The sequence below is a fragment of the Pseudomonas sp. LS_2 genome (assembly GCF_042709235.1).
Lineage (GTDB): Bacteria > Pseudomonadota > Gammaproteobacteria > Pseudomonadales > Pseudomonadaceae > Aquipseudomonas.
On record NZ_JAVAYC010000027.1, the window covers coordinates 1 to 13,830 of the forward strand.

Here is a 13,830-nt window from a genome sequence, read left to right on the forward strand (position 1 = left end):
AGGTGGTCCAAGGCGTGCTCGATGGTCTCGACGTGGGTACATCGAAAGCCTGCATCGGCCAGCACCTCGGCCACCGACAGGCGTACCGCAGCCATATCCTCCACCACCAGCACATGCTCGCCGCTGCCCTGCTGGGCGCTGCAAAGCTTGTGCGTTTCCAGCGTCACCGGGTAGTCGCTGGCCGGCAGCAGCAGGACGACCTCGGTGCCCTGGCCCTGCACGCTCTCTATCGTCACGTGCCCGCCCGACTGGCGGGCGAAACCGTAGATGGTCGAAAGGCCCAGACCAGTCCCCTGCCCCACGGGCTTGGTGGTGAAGAAAGGGTCGAACACCTTGTCGAGCAAGTGCGGCGCGATGCCCCTGCCATCGTCGCGTACGGTCACGGCCAGATAGGCACCATCACGCAGGTTGGGGTCCCCCTGGGCGTGTCTGGCAGCGGTACTGACCCAGATGTTCCCAGGCTTGTCCAACGCATCGCGGGCGTTGATCACCAGGTTGAGCATGGCGCTTTCCAACTGTACCGGGTCGACCAGGGCGATCGCCGGCTCACTGCACAACGCCAGCTTCAATCCGATACGCTCGCCGATGGTGCGGGTCAGCAGTTCCTGCAACGAAGCGATTCGCTCGTTGATGTCCACCGGGCGCGTGTCCAAGGGTTGCTGGCGAGCGAAGGCGAGCAGCCGGTGGGTCAGCGACGCCGCGCTCTTGGCCGAGTTCAGCGCGGCTTCCACGTAACTGGGCACCTTTTGCACATTGCCCTGCTCCACCCGTTTATGGATGAGCTCCAGGCTGGTGATGATGCCGGTCAGCAGATTGTTGAAGTCGTGGGCGATGCCGCCGGTGAGGCTGCCCAAGGCGTCCATCTTCTGCAATTGCAACAGTTGGGCTTCAGTCTGTGCCCGCTGCTCTATTTCTCGCGCCAGCTGGGTATTGGCGTCGTCCAGGCGCGCCAGGTGCGAACGCTCGCGATGACGATGCTCGGTGACATCCTCGACGAATACCAGGCAAAGCCCAGGTGTACGGTACGGCGAGAGCTGCCAGTCGGTATCCCGGGGCTGACCGCCCACCAGCATTTTCACGTTGCCCCGCCAGCGCTGGCCCTCGGCCAGGTGATCGCGAAGGGCCGCGAGCGCCGCTGGCTGCCCTGGGGCAAAGCACTCGCTCAGCCTCTCGAGGTCGCGGTTGTCCGAGACCAGGCGGGCGAACGCCTGGTTGCATTCGTGCACCTTGAGCTGGGCATCGAGCAAGGCGATAGGCGCCGACACGCTGGTGAAGATCTCGCGGAAGCTCGCCTCGCTCTCACGCAGTGCGCGCTCGGAGTCACGCACCCGCAACAGGGTGCGCAGTGTCGCCAGCAACACATCCGGGTCGACGGGATGGATCAGGTAGGCATCGGCGCCGGCATCGAGCCCGGTGATGATGTCGCCAGTCTGGATCGATGCCGCGGACACGTGGATCACCGGCAGCAACGCGGTATCGGGGTCGCTACGCAGCATGCGCACGATATCGAAGCCGCTCATGTCAGGAAGGTTGACGTCGAGGATCAGCGCATCGATCGGCTCGCTGCGAATCAGAACCAGGCCCTCGCTGCCGGTACCGGCTTCCAGCACCTGGTAGCCATGCAACACCAGGCGTCGGCGCAGCGCATAGCGGGTCGCTACGTTGTCGTCGACGATCAACAGCCGCATCTCAGCGCTCATCACCATCCTCCTGGGCCAAGGCCAGCGGAATGACCACGAAGAACGTGGAGCCGGCACCGGGCGCGCTCTGCACCCCCACCTCGCCGCCAAGCAACGCGGCGAAGCGCTTGCACAGCGAAAGGCCCAGCCCGGTGCCGCGCAGGCGCTTCTGCAACGGTGAGTCGAGCTGGGTGAAGTCTTCGAACAGACCACCGAGCAGTTCGGGGGCGATACCGATGCCCGTGTCGGACACCGCGAAGCGAATCTGGTCGTGGCCGTGCAGGCTCGCCGACACGCGCACCTCGCCACGGGTGGTGAACTTCAAGGCATTGGAGATGAAATTGCGCAGGATCTGCGCCAGCTTCTTGTCATCGGTGAACAAGCGCGGCAGCCCCTGCGGCTCTTCGAAGATCAGGTCGACGGCGCCGGTGTCGACGATCGGGCGGAACATGCCACGCAAGGCCGCGAACAGGTCGAGCATGTCGAACCACGCCGGCGAGATGGTGATGCGCCCGGCCTCGATCTTGGCCAGGTCCAGCAGGTCGTCGACCATGTCGCTCAGTTCGCGGGTGGCACCGCTGATGAACGCTACCTGCAGCTGCTGTTCCTTGCTCAGCGGGCCGTCCACTTCGTCGGCGAGCAAGCTGGTGATGCTCAGGATCGAGCCCAAGGGGGTGCGGAACTCGTGACTCATGTAGGACAGGAAGCGGCTCTTGAGGTCCGAGGCCTGGCGCAGTTGTTCGGCTTGCATGTCCAGTTCGGCATACAGCGCCAGCACGCCCTGGTTGGTTTCTTCCAGTTCCGCGCGCAGGGCCTGGTTCTCGGCCTGCAGGCGTGCCACGCAGCTCGCCTGCTCGGGGGAGGTGTCGGGTGTTTGCTCAGCCATGGGCGCTCTCCAGGTCGATGACCAGCACGGTCACGTCATCACGGCCTCGACAGAAGTCACGGTGCAACACAGCGGCAATTATGGCCGGGTGACGGTGCACAAGGCCTGGGTAGGTTTGCAGGCTCCAACGTGACTGCAAGCCATCGCTGAACATGATCAACAGGTTACCGGTCACGTCAGCGTAGTCGAACACCTGCCCCTTGCGGTATTGCCCTCCGACGATGCCGGGGTGCGACGCCAGGCCGCGCGAGCGGTCGGAGCTCACCAGGGTGGCGCCGATGTTACCGATGCCGATGAACGCCAGCCGGTCTTGCGCAGCAGCGTACTGGGCGATGGCCACGGCCCCGCCACGGGTAGAGCCCATGGCGTGGTGCAGCTCGCCCAACAGGCTTTCGGGGTTATCGAACGGTGCCTGGGCGAACGCTTGCGCGCCGGCCAGGGCAGCACACTCGGCGTCCTCGCCATGGCCCAGCCCGTCGATCACCAGTGCGCTCAGGCGCTGCGGGCCGAGGGCCACATGCCAGGTATCGCCACAGGCCGGGTCGTCGTGCAGTGAATGCTGGCTCACGCCGATGCGCACGTCGCGGGGTTGGCGTTGCTGCGGGTAGAGGCGTGCCAGCAGCACCGCGCCGCGTGCGTCGGCATGTAGGTCGAAGACCTGGGCCAGGCGCCTCACCGAACCCAGGCCAATGCCCTGGGTACCGCCGGTGGAGTAGCCATCGATCAGGCACCTGTGCACGTCGAAGCCAGGCCCTCGGTCTATCGCCAGCAGTTCGATGCCGGGCTCAGAGCCGTGGGCCAGCACCCGCAGGTGCAACTCACCGCGCTCGGCATGCTTGAGCACATTGCTGGCAAGCTCGGTGGCCACCAACGCCACGCGGCCGGCATCGGCGTTATCGAAACCGTGCGCCTCGGCAAGCCGTTGCGCCACCCGCCTGGCGTGACCGACCTGGCTTTGCTCGTCCAGGCGCAGCACCTGAGTAAGGCTGGCGCTGAGGTTCATGTCCATCGGGTGATCGTTACCCGGGTACCTAGCCCGGGAGCAGTGTCCAGCTCGAATTCGTCCACCAGGCGTCGGGCACCCGTCAGGCCCAAGCCCAGGCCGCCGCCTGAGGTCCAGCCGTCGGTGAGGGCCAGCTTGACGTCGGCGATGCCTGGGCCCTCGTCGCGAAACACCAGGCGCAGGCCAAGCCGCCCAGCGTCTTCGAGCACCGCCCAGTCCATGTCGCCGCCGCCACCGTACACCACGGTATTGCGCGCCAGCTCACTGACCGCGGTGACCAGCTTGGTCAGGTCTACCAGGCGCATACCGCATTCGCCGGCGACCCTGCGCGCCAACTGGCGCGCCAGCACCACATCCTGCTCGAGACGCACCGGCTGGCTGCCACTTTCACGTATGTTCATCGATGGCCTACCCGCTGGCGCAGCAGCTGCATGCCGCGATCGACGTTCAGCGCGGTACTGACCCCCGGCAGTGTCAGGCCCAACTCCACCAAGGTGATGGCGACGGCCGGCTGCATGCCGACCAGCACGGTCTCGGCATCCATGATGCGCGACAGGCCCGAGATAGTGGCGATCATCCGGCCAATGAAGGAATCGACCATGTCCAGCGCCGAAATGTCGATAAGCACACCGCGGGCCAAGGTCTGGTCGATGCGCTCGGTGAGGTCATCTTGCAGGCGCAGGGCCAGTTGGTCGTGCATGTCCACCTGGATGGTCACCAGGAGGAAATCGCCCATTTGCAGGATGGGAATGCGCTCCATCGGCTTACCCCCGCGCGGACGCGTCGCTGCCCAGGCGTGTCAGCGCCAGCTTCAGAGCGTCTGCCAGGTTGGACTTGGTGGTCAAGGTGCCCAGGTCCAGGCCCAGGTGCACGATGGTCTGGGCGATCTGCGGCCGTACACCGCTGACGATGCAGTCGGCGCCCATCAGGCGAATGGCGGTGACGGTCTTGAGCAGGTGCTGGGCCACCAGGGTATCCACGGTCGGCACGCCGGTGATGTCGATGATCGCGATCTGCGAGCCCGTGTCGACGATACGCTGCAGCAACGACTCCATGACAGTCTGGCTGCGCTGGGAGTCGAGGGTGCCGATCAGCGGCAGCGCCAGCACGCCTTCCCACAGCTTGACCACCGGCGTGGACAGCTCCAGCAGCTCTTCCTGCTGGCGCTTGATCACCGCTTCGCGGCTGCGCTGGTAGGTACGGATGGTGTGCATGCCGAGCGCGTCGAGCAGCTGCGAGATCTCCCACAGTTGCTCGGCCAGCCGCTCCGGCTGCTCGCGGTAGTGGCTTTGCAAGAGGACGAACAGCGGGCCCTTGAGGGCAAAGATGAAATAGGCCGTCTGGTGTGCCTCGAGACCGGCCTGGGCACGGGACGCGGAGATTCTTTCCAGGAAGCGCCGGGCGTCGCCCCATTCGTCGGTGTCGATCTGCGTCCCGCTCTGCTTGCGCAGGGCGTCGACCAGCAACTGCAGGAATTCGCCCGTCTGCTGGCGCAGGTCTTGCTCACGCAGCGCACGGGTCGCGCCATTTCTTTCAAGCTCAAGGAGCCAATTCTCGACCAGTTGCGACTGGTTATCGACGATCGCATCCAACGTACCGTTCTGCACTGCTGCCATGAATTCGCTCCAGAAAAAATGCTGGCCAGCTCCCAAAGATCCCGCTGGCTTGGGAAATGACATTTGCCGCTGAAAATAGTTGAGGTGTCGGCAAGAAATAATTGCAAAGCGCCATCGGCGCTTCGCTCACTCTAAACCAAGTTGGCGGCGCCTGCTGCTAAAGGCCAAGCGCTCGGGCGAACAGATGAGTCAGATAGGCGGGCGCAGCCGCTTCGTGCGGGGACTTGTAGCGGTGAAGCGCACCCAGTACTGGCAGGTCAGCACCCGGGAGCGAATATCTGAAACTGGGCGTGTAAACGCCCGCGCAAGGCCTGCGCGGGCGTGCGTCACATCTCGACCTGGGTCCCCAGTTCGATCACCCGGTTAAGTGGCAGCTTGAAGTAGCGCAGGTTGCTGTTGGCGTTCTTGAGCAGAAAGGCGAACAGGTACTCGCGCCACTTGGCCATGCCGATGCGCTTGGTCGGCACCACGGTTTCGCGGCTGAGGAAGTAGGTGGTGCGCATGGGGCTGAAATCCACCTCGGCGGTACTGCTCTGGCTCAGCGCAAGCGGTACGTCGGGCTCTTCCATGAAGCCGAAATGCAGGCTGACCCTGAAGAACCCGGCGCCGAACGCCTCGACCTCGAAACGCTCGGCGGCACTGACCCGCGGCGAATCCTCCGAGACCACCGTCAACAGCACCACCTGCTCGTGCAGCACCTGGTTGTGCAGCAGGTTGTGCAGCAAGGCATGGGGTACGGCATCGCTGCGCGCGGTGAGAAACACTGCAGTGCCCTGCACCCGATGGGGCGGCTGCGACTGCACGCTGGCGATGAACAACGGCAGCGGCAAGGCGGTTTCATCCAGGCGCTCGAACAGGATGGCGCGACCACGTTTCCAGGTAGTCATCAGCACGAACAGGGCAAGGCCGGCGATCACCGGGAACGCACCGCCTTGCAGGATCTTCGGGGCATTGGCCGCGAAGTAAAGGCTGTCCACCAGCAAGAAGCCCAGCAGCAGCGGGATCGCCAGCCAGCGCGGAGTTTTCCATAGCAACAGCACCACCGCCGAGGCCAGCAAGGTAGTGATCAACATGGTGCCGGTCACCGCCACCCCATAGGCCGCCGCCAGCGCGCTGGACGACTCGAAGCCCACCACCAGCAGCACCACGCCGACCATCAACGCCCAGTTGACCGTGCCGATGTAGATCTGCCCCTGCTCCTCGCTGGAGGTGTGCTGGATGAACATGCGCGGCACGTAGCCGAGCTGGATGGCCTGGCGGGTGAGCGAGAAGGCGCCGGAAATCACCGCCTGCGAGGCGATGATGGTCGCCAGGGTGGCCAGGCCGACCATCGGCAGCAAGGCCCACTCGGGGGCCAGCAGATAGAACGGGTTGCGCACCGCCGCCGGGTTGTTCAGGATCAGCGCGCCCTGGCCGAAGTAGTTCAGCACAAGCCCCGGTAGCACCAGCATGAACCAGGCCCGGGAGATCGGCTTGCGACCGAAATGCCCCATGTCGGCATACAGCGCCTCGGCGCCGGTCAGCGCCAGCACCACGGCGCCGAGAATCGCCACCCCGATGCCTGGGTGGGCGACGAAGAAATTCACTGCCCAGGCCGGGTTCAGGGCCTGCAATACTTCTGGCCGCTGCACGATACCGTGCACCCCCAGCGCCCCCAGTACCACGAACCACAGCACCATCACCGGCCCGAACAGGATGCCGATGCGTGCCGTGCCGTGCTTCTGAATGACGAAAAGCCCCACCAGCACCACCACCGACAGCGGCACCACCCAGTGGTCGATGCCATCGATACCCAGCTGCAGGCCCTCGACCGCCGACAGCACGGAAATGGCCGGAGTGATCATGCTGTCGCCGTAGAACAGCGCCGCGCCGAACAGCCCCAGCAACACCAGCACCTTGCTCAGCCGCGGATAAGGCCGTGCAGCGCGCCTGGCCAGGGCGGTCAGGGCCATGATCCCGCCTTCGCCCTGGTTGCTGGCGCGCAGGATGAACAGCACGTACTTGACCGACACCACCCAGACCAGCGACCAGAACACCAGCGAGAGAATGCCCAGCACCCCCTCGACGTTGGCCTGCACGCCGAAATGACCGTTGAAGACTTCCTTGAGGGTATACAGCGGGCTGGTACCGATGTCGCCGTAGACCACCCCCACGGCGGCGATCAGCAGGCCGAAGCCCGAGCGTTTATCGGAGTGGTCCTGGGTTGCAAGCGTTGCGGTCTGGCTCACGTATCGCGTCTCGTCGGCAGGCGTAAGTGGTGAGTATAGGTAGGGACGCGCGGGGCGCGAAAAAGCCGCGCCAGTATCGGTTCACGCGCTGATGCCGGGCGTAAAGAAAGCGTAAAAAATCACCCATCCCGACGCAACGCGCCAAAAACGACAACGGCCTGCTCCGGTGACCGGGGCAGGCCGTTGTACGTGTTGATCAGACGATCAGGCGAACAGTTCCAGCGCCAGGGTGAAGGCCACCCACAGCGCAAGGCCGGTGGCGAAGAACAAGGCGATGTTCTCGAACCAGTTGTTGCGGTATTCCTTGGGCAGCAGCGACTTCTGGTTGGACATGATCAGCAGGCCCAGGGAGATGATCGGCAGGCCGACGATGTTCAAGGCGCTGACACCGATGGTCAGGGTGACGAAGTCCGGCATGCCCGGAAACGACCAGATCAGCGGCGTGACCAGGATGAAAAGCAGGAACCAGCGGTGCGCAGGGTCCTTGTGGAACTCCTTGCCGTAGCGCTCGCGACGCTCGGGGCGCACATGCTGCAGGGCATCGGTGATGAGCATCGGGAAGGCCGTGGTCTTGCCGGAGATGCTGGCGAACAGGGTGGCGAACACACCGATGAAGAACACGTACCAGCCGATCGAACCGAAGTACATTTCCAGCGCCTTGCCGAGGTCGGCCAGGGTGTTCACTTCAATGCCGTTGGGCCGCAGGATCTCGGCGCCGACGATCCAGATCGCCAGGTTGATGACGATACCGACGAAGACCGCGAACAGCAGGTCGTTACGCTGGATACGCTTGTGCTGCGGGCCGACCCAGCCTTTCTGGCGCATCACGTAGGGGTGCACGAAGTTGGCAACCGAACCGGCCACCGCACCGATCACCGACACCGCCACCAGCAGCGCGCCGTGCACGCCTTCGTTAGGCGGAATGCTAAAGCCGATGGTGCCTTGGACGATGCCGCCGACATCCGGGCCGGACATCACTGCCAGAGCCAGGAAAGCCAGGGTCATGATCGCCAGCAGCGCCTTCATCACGCCTTCGATCAGCGAGTAGATGCTGCGGCCTACCAGCAGCCAGACCGCAAGCACCACGAAGATCGAGCACAGCAGCGGGTAGTCGACCTTCAGCAGCATCGCCAGCGATTCGCCCGCCCCCTTGATCATGTAGGCATTCATCAGATGGCCCATGAGCAAGGCGTAGCCGAGCATGAACCAGGCGAACACTGGGTGCAGCTGGGCATAGCCTTCGAGGATGGACATACCCTTGTTATTGCACAGCTGGAAGCGCGCAATGATGTTGACGATCAGGTAGCGAAGCAGGAGGGATACCGCCAGGACCCACATCATCGCGTAGCCATAGTTGGCGCCGGCAACCGATGAAGTGATCAGGTCACCTGCGCCAAGCCACGACAGCACGGCGATGATACCTGGGCCCAGGAGTTTGAAAGCACGAGAAAGCCGGTTTTGCGCAGGCGCAGCAGCAGCCTGCGCCACGGGCGGGACGCTCGACATGGAAGGAGTCTCCATTTGTTGTTTTTGTGTGAGTGCGCGCAGTCAAACACATTCATGCGATGTCGTACAACGATCTTTGGCGACAAATGTGTAGAAGTGTTTCAAATGGCTTCTCTTGCACTGTTAAAGTGCTAAATACAGGCCAAAACAGCATGAAACCTGGGGCTTAATGGCCTTCTGCCCTCCCCGCGCTGCTACTGAATGGCACACACGCCCACAAAGACATCAGACAACCCGATCTCAGCGAGATGGCCGATCAATGACTGACGCCCTGCGGGAGCGGGTTACCCGCGAACACCGAAAAGCCGGTGCCCTGCACCGCGCGAGTTTTCGCGGTAAGACCCGCCCCCCCAGGGATCTAAACAAGCAGCGCCACGCCCAGCACCAACCATGCCCCCGCCGCCACAGCCACTGCTGCGCGCGGCCAATAGGGCAACAGTAGCACCAACGCCAACCCCGCCATCGACACCAACCCCAGCCAAGCGATCGGACCCATCGCCCAGCCCCAGGCTGCAACGCTGGCGCCCAGGCTTGCCAACAGCGCCAGCCAGCCCAGCCCGCGCAGAACCTGTCGCCACCCTGCCCCAGGAACCCGCTGCCAGACCTGCCTGTAGTGCCGCTCCAATCCCAGGCACAAGGCGACCATGCCGTTATAGGCGAGCAACAAACCGGCCAATAGGCTTATGCCCATCTCAAACGCCCTCCTGAGCGGCACTGCCCGCATGACGCCTGACCGGTTCCCGGGCCGGCTGTCCCATACGCCAGCAGCACCAACCCAGCAAGGCACCGATCGTTAGCGTGGTGATTTCCAAGGCCAGGTAGTCGCCAAGGTTGACGGTGACCAGGTTCAGCAGTGGCAGGCACAGGCACAACAACGCCGCCATGCCCAACTGCTCCTGCCAGGCACGCAACCGAGGGCGGACGATGGCATGCCCCAGGCTCGCCAGCCACACCAGGAAGAACACCCGCACTTCCCAGCCACCACGCTGGCCCAGTTCCAGCGGCAAAAGGCGGTTGGCCCAGAGCAGGCCGATACAGGCCACCGCCAAACCCGCCACTACGCTCACGTTCAGCCGCTCGGCCACGTGGTACAGCATCGCGCCCAAGGCCCCTTCGCCAGCATGCCGACGACGGCGCTTGACGGTGAACAACACCAGCCCCGTGGCAATCATCGCGCAGCTGGCCAGGCCGCAGACGAAGTACAGCCAGCGCATGGGGTAGCCGCCAAACTGAGCGAAATGCATCCCCGCCATCACCCGCTGGGTCAGCAGGCTCGGTCGGCTTTGCGCCGGAGCGCGTAGCACCTGGCCGGTGACGCCGTCGAAAACCATGCTCTGGCCCTTGTTCAGCTCGATACGATTGCCCAGCACCGGGCGCACCTCGACCCGCGCGTCGCTGCGTCCGGGGCTGTGGATCGACAGGCTGGCCACCGGCCCCAACTGCCGCTCGGCTTCTGCCAGCAGCGGCTCCAGCGACGTCAGCGCCGCTTCGCCGCGCGGCCTCTGCCTCTGCCCGCCATCTGGCTGCCCTGCGCCCTGCCCGCCCACCTGCAGCTGCGCCGGTGCGCCGCGCAGCGCCCGGTTGAGCAGGTCGCGGTCGCCATTGAACAGCGCATCGGATGCCGCCGGCATGTAGATCAGATAGAAGATCACCAGGCCCGTGTAGGTGATCATCAGGTGGAACGGCAGCACCAGCACACCGGTGGCGTTGTGTGCATCCAGCCAGGAACGCTGGCCCTTGGCCGGGCGGAAAGTGAAGAATTCCTTGAAGAACTTCTTGTGGATGACGATGCCGCTGACCAGCGTCGCCAGCATCGCCATGGCCGCCAGGCCCACCACCCAGATACCCAGGTTGCGCGGCAGGTTCAAGGTGAAGTGGAAACGGAAAAAGAAGCTGCCACCTGCGGTTTCGCGCACCTTCAGGGGTTCGCCGGTTTCCGGGTCCAGGGCAAGGCCGCCGCCACGGCGCTGCTCGCCGGCCGAAACGCTGAGGGTGGGCGAACGTTCGGTGGGCAGCCCGACGTTCCAGGCGCTGGCGTCAGGATGGTTGGCTTGCAGGTAACCCAGCGCGGTGTGCAGCGCTTGCATCTGGGTCTGCGCATGGGCCGGGATCTCCGGGCGCATCCAGCCATCGATTTCCTTGTCGAACACCGCCAGGGTGCCGGTCAGAAAGATCGCGAACAGGACCCAGCCGAACACCAGCCCGGCCCAGGTGTGCAACCACGAAAGCTTCTGTGTGATGGTCTTGGCCTTCATCCGATTCGCTCCAGCAATTGCGGCCAGAAACCGACCAGCGCCAAGGGTACCGCCAGCGTCAGGCCGCCCCAGGCACGCCAGGCGCTACGGCAGGCGAACGCCCAGAGCATGGCGCCGGTATACACCCCGAACGACAACAGCGTGGCAATGACCAAGGCATCGCCCTTGCCCACCGGCAACAGGCGCGCCAGCGCAGCGGTGAAGGCGTAGGTAAAGGCATAACCGCCCAGCACGGCGGCCAGCACCCGCGAAAGCACCGGCCAGGAGAAGTGTGTGGTTTTCATCAGCAGTTCCAGGTACGGAAAAACCCAGCCGGGCAAGGGCTGGGCTCACAGTGGCCAATGGGTCAGAACGAGGTGGTGACCGAGGCGTAGAAGGCGCGCCCTGGCTCGTTGTAGGTGGCGGCACCCGCGCTGGTGCCCGCGCCCTCGCGGTACACGCGCTTGTCGAACAGGTTGCTGACACCTGCGCCGAACGACAGGTTGTCGTTCACTGCGTAGGTGCCGCCCACGCCCCAGACGTGGTACGGGTCGAGGGTGCGCAGTTCGTTGCTCGCCGTGATGCTGGAATCGCGGGTGGGGTTGAAGCGACGAGGCTCCTGCTTACCGTAGTAGGTGCCGGTGAGGCTCAGCGAAAGCGCCTCGCTCACCTGCCAGTCGAGCATGGTGTTGACCGTGTACTCCGGCACCACCGACAGCGGGTTGCCGTCGCTGTCCTCGTTGGCGTCCATGTAGGTGAAATTGGTGTTCCAGCTCAGCAGTTCGCCTTGCTCGCCCAGCAGCGGCACGCCGATGCTGCCTTCCCAGCCCTTGACCACGGCATCCTTGGCGTTGTCCCAGCGCAGGATGGCTTCGTTGGCCGCGGTGCGCCCAGTCAGGTCGTTGGACGAGGTGATCTTGTTGTCGTAGTCGTTGCGGAAGTAGGTCAGGCTGGCGCTCCAGCCGTCGCGGGCGAAGCTTACGCCCAGTTCCTTGTTGACGCTGACTTCAGGGTCGAGGTTGTCGTTGCCCAGCACATAGCAGCCGGTGGACGCCAGGCTGGGGGCGCAGCCGTTGCCGTTGCTGCGATACAGGTAGTTGGGGTTGGACTGGTACAGGTTCGGCGCCTTGAAGGCACGTGCGATACCGGCCTTGACGGTAATGTCCTCGGTCAGCTTGTAGGAGGTGTTCAGGCTCGGGCTCCAGTTGGCGCCGAACTGGTCGTGGTGGTCCAGGCGCACGCCGGGGGTGAGAAACCAGTCCGGGGTCAGCTCGATGTTGTCCTCGGCATACAGCGCCATGATCGTGGCGTCCATGTCGGTAGCGCGGGCGCCGGCGGCGGAGTTCGGCAGCGTGGTGCCGACGGCGCGGTCCAGGGTGCCCGGGTCGTCCAGCTTCTGGTGGTTCCATTCGGCGCCAAGGGTCAAAGTCTGCGGGCGCAGCAGCTCCAGAGGCAGGTCCACCTGGCCTTGCAGCAGGTAGCTGTCGTAGGTGCTGGTGGTCTTGTCGTTGCTGTTGATATCGCCATCGACGCTGCCGGTCATGCCTTCCTGCAGGCGGTTGTTGCGGGTCTTCTCGTACTGCGCCATGAGCCGCGAAGCGCCCCACGCCCAGTCGCCGCGGTGGGTGACCGAGAAGTCCTGGCGGTACAGGGTATTGGTTTCTCGGCCCAGCCAGTTGCTGATGGTGCTGCCAGGGCTGAGCGAGTCGGTGGCGCCGGTGCCGACGTCGCCAGCATAGACGTTGCCCTGGCGGCTGAAGCCGGTCTCGAAGTCCAGGGTCTGCTGGTTGTCCAGCGCCCAGCTCAACAGGCCGTTGATGTCCTTGTTGCGCACGCCTTCGCGGCCTGCAGCCAGGGACGCACCTGGGGCGACCTGGCCCTGGTTGATGTCGGCATCATCGGCATCGGTCTTGTTCAGGTTGCCGTATAGGCGAAAGCTCAGCGCATCGGTCAACGGCCCTGCCAGGCTGAAGGTGGTGCGCTTGGTCACGCCTTCGGCATCGTCGGATGGCAGGTTGGTAAAGGCGGTGATGCTGCCGGCCAGGTCTTGGGTCGGGCGCTTGGTGATAATGTTCACCACCCCGCCCATGGAGCCGGAGCCATAGCGCGCCGCCGCCGGGCCGCGCAGCACCTCGATACGCTCGACCTGGTCGGCCGGCACCCAGTTGCTGTCGCCGCGGGTGTCACGCTCGCCGGCACGGGTGTAGCGCACCGAGTTGCGCGAGGTCACCGGCTTGCCGTCGATCAGGATCAAGGTGTTTTCCGGGCCCATGCCGCGCAGGTCGATCTGCCGGTTGTTGCCGCGCGATCCGCTGGCGCCGTTGCCGGTGAGGTTGACGCCGGGCATCTTGCGGATGAGGTCGGAGAGGTCGTTGACCGGCGGGCGTTTCTTGATGTCTTCGGCGGTGATCACCGAAACCCCCAACGCCTGTTTCAGCTCCTGCTCGGCCGTGGCCACCACGTGGGTGTCGGCCAGCTCCAACGCAGTTTCGTCCGCCGCCCACAGGGCGCCGGGCGACACAGCCAACAAGGCCAGGCAGAGAGGTTTGAGCGGGAAACGAGGCGGCATCGAGGTACTCCTTGTGCATGGACGAATGCGCAGGCAGGAGCGAATGGCACACAACGACAACGGCAGGCCAACTCGCCCCGGGGCCTGCCCGGAACGAGCGTGGATGCTA

12 protein-coding genes are annotated in these 13,830 nt (G+C 64.5%); all 12 read right to left on the bottom strand.

Annotated features, from left to right (window positions below):
- The coding region (locus RAC97_RS20035) for a response regulator (protein WP_375101423.1) at window positions 1-1,700 on the bottom strand (1,700 nt) is incomplete at its 3' end.
- Window positions 1,690-2,565: a sensor histidine kinase gene (locus RAC97_RS20040; RefSeq protein WP_375101424.1), complete on the bottom strand. Its 876-nt coding sequence runs from the start codon at window positions 2,563-2,565 to the stop codon at window positions 1,690-1,692. The genes RAC97_RS20035 and RAC97_RS20040, both read right to left, overlap by 11 nt.
- A complete protein-coding gene (locus tag RAC97_RS20045) occupies window positions 2,558-3,568 on the bottom strand; it encodes an anti-sigma regulatory factor (RefSeq protein ID WP_375101476.1) in 1,011 nt (336 codons plus the stop codon). Before RAC97_RS20045 ends, RAC97_RS20040 begins: the two co-directional genes overlap by 8 nt.
- The gene (locus RAC97_RS20050) at window positions 3,565-3,969 is read right to left on the bottom strand and encodes an ATP-binding protein (RefSeq protein WP_375101425.1); all 405 of its coding nucleotides are present in this window, start codon (window positions 3,967-3,969) and stop codon (window positions 3,565-3,567) included. Before RAC97_RS20050 ends, RAC97_RS20045 begins: the two co-directional genes overlap by 4 nt.
- Complete coding sequence (locus RAC97_RS20055; protein WP_375101426.1) at window positions 3,966-4,328, bottom strand: STAS domain-containing protein; 363 nt, start codon at window positions 4,326-4,328, stop codon at window positions 3,966-3,968. The genes RAC97_RS20050 and RAC97_RS20055 overlap by 4 nt, the downstream gene beginning before the upstream one ends.
- A 4-nt stretch (window positions 4,329-4,332) precedes the next feature.
- A complete protein-coding gene (locus tag RAC97_RS20060) occupies window positions 4,333-5,184 on the bottom strand; it encodes an STAS domain-containing protein (RefSeq protein ID WP_375101427.1) in 852 nt (283 codons plus the stop codon).
- Window positions 5,185-5,510: 326 nt separating this feature from the next.
- Window positions 5,511-7,412: a potassium transporter Kup gene (locus RAC97_RS20065; RefSeq protein ID WP_375101428.1), complete on the bottom strand. Its 1,902-nt coding sequence runs from the start codon at window positions 7,410-7,412 to the stop codon at window positions 5,511-5,513.
- A gap of 204 nt (window positions 7,413-7,616) precedes the next feature.
- A complete protein-coding gene (locus tag RAC97_RS20070; RefSeq protein ID WP_375101429.1) occupies window positions 7,617-8,918 on the bottom strand; it encodes an Nramp family divalent metal transporter in 1,302 nt (433 codons plus the stop codon).
- A gap of 358 nt (window positions 8,919-9,276) precedes the next feature.
- Window positions 9,277-9,609 (bottom strand): DUF3325 domain-containing protein, encoded by a 333-nt coding sequence (locus RAC97_RS20075; RefSeq protein ID WP_375101430.1) that lies wholly within the window; start codon window positions 9,607-9,609, stop codon window positions 9,277-9,279.
- Between the two features lies 1 nt (window position 9,610).
- Window positions 9,611-11,173 (bottom strand): PepSY-associated TM helix domain-containing protein, encoded by a 1,563-nt coding sequence (locus RAC97_RS20080; RefSeq protein WP_375101431.1) that lies wholly within the window; start codon window positions 11,171-11,173, stop codon window positions 9,611-9,613.
- Window positions 11,170-11,457 (bottom strand): DUF3649 domain-containing protein, encoded by a 288-nt coding sequence (locus tag RAC97_RS20085; protein WP_375101432.1) that lies wholly within the window; start codon window positions 11,455-11,457, stop codon window positions 11,170-11,172. Before RAC97_RS20085 ends, RAC97_RS20080 begins: the two co-directional genes overlap by 4 nt.
- A gap of 62 nt (window positions 11,458-11,519) precedes the next feature.
- The gene (locus RAC97_RS20090; protein ID WP_375101433.1) at window positions 11,520-13,721 is read right to left on the bottom strand and encodes a FepA family TonB-dependent siderophore receptor; all 2,202 of its coding nucleotides are present in this window, start codon (window positions 13,719-13,721) and stop codon (window positions 11,520-11,522) included.
- Between the last annotated feature and the right edge of the window lie 109 nt (window positions 13,722-13,830).

Excerpts from the sequence above, each read along its gene's own strand:
- RAC97_RS20085 (WP_375101432.1), bottom strand. The coding sequence starts at position 11,457 with ATGAAAACCACACACTTCTCCTGGCCGGTGCTTTCGCGGGTGCTGGCC.
- RAC97_RS20070 (WP_375101429.1), bottom strand. The coding sequence starts at position 8,918 with ATGTCGAGCGTCCCGCCCGTGGCGCAGGCTGCTGCTGCGCCTGCGCAA.
- RAC97_RS20090 (WP_375101433.1), bottom strand. The coding sequence starts at position 13,721 with ATGCCGCCTCGTTTCCCGCTCAAACCTCTCTGCCTGGCCTTGTTGGCT.
- RAC97_RS20040 (WP_375101424.1), bottom strand. The coding sequence starts at position 2,565 with ATGGCTGAGCAAACACCCGACACCTCCCCCGAGCAGGCGAGCTGCGTG.
- RAC97_RS20080 (WP_375101431.1), bottom strand. The coding sequence starts at position 11,173 with ATGAAGGCCAAGACCATCACACAGAAGCTTTCGTGGTTGCACACCTGG.
- RAC97_RS20055 (WP_375101426.1), bottom strand. The coding sequence starts at position 4,328 with ATGGAGCGCATTCCCATCCTGCAAATGGGCGATTTCCTCCTGGTGACC.
- RAC97_RS20060 (WP_375101427.1), bottom strand. The coding sequence starts at position 5,184 with ATGGCAGCAGTGCAGAACGGTACGTTGGATGCGATCGTCGATAACCAG.
- RAC97_RS20050 (WP_375101425.1), bottom strand. The coding sequence starts at position 3,969 with ATGAACATACGTGAAAGTGGCAGCCAGCCGGTGCGTCTCGAGCAGGAT.
- RAC97_RS20045 (WP_375101476.1), bottom strand. The coding sequence starts at position 3,568 with ATGAACCTCAGCGCCAGCCTTACTCAGGTGCTGCGCCTGGACGAGCAA.
- RAC97_RS20075 (WP_375101430.1), bottom strand. The coding sequence starts at position 9,609 with ATGGGCATAAGCCTATTGGCCGGTTTGTTGCTCGCCTATAACGGCATG.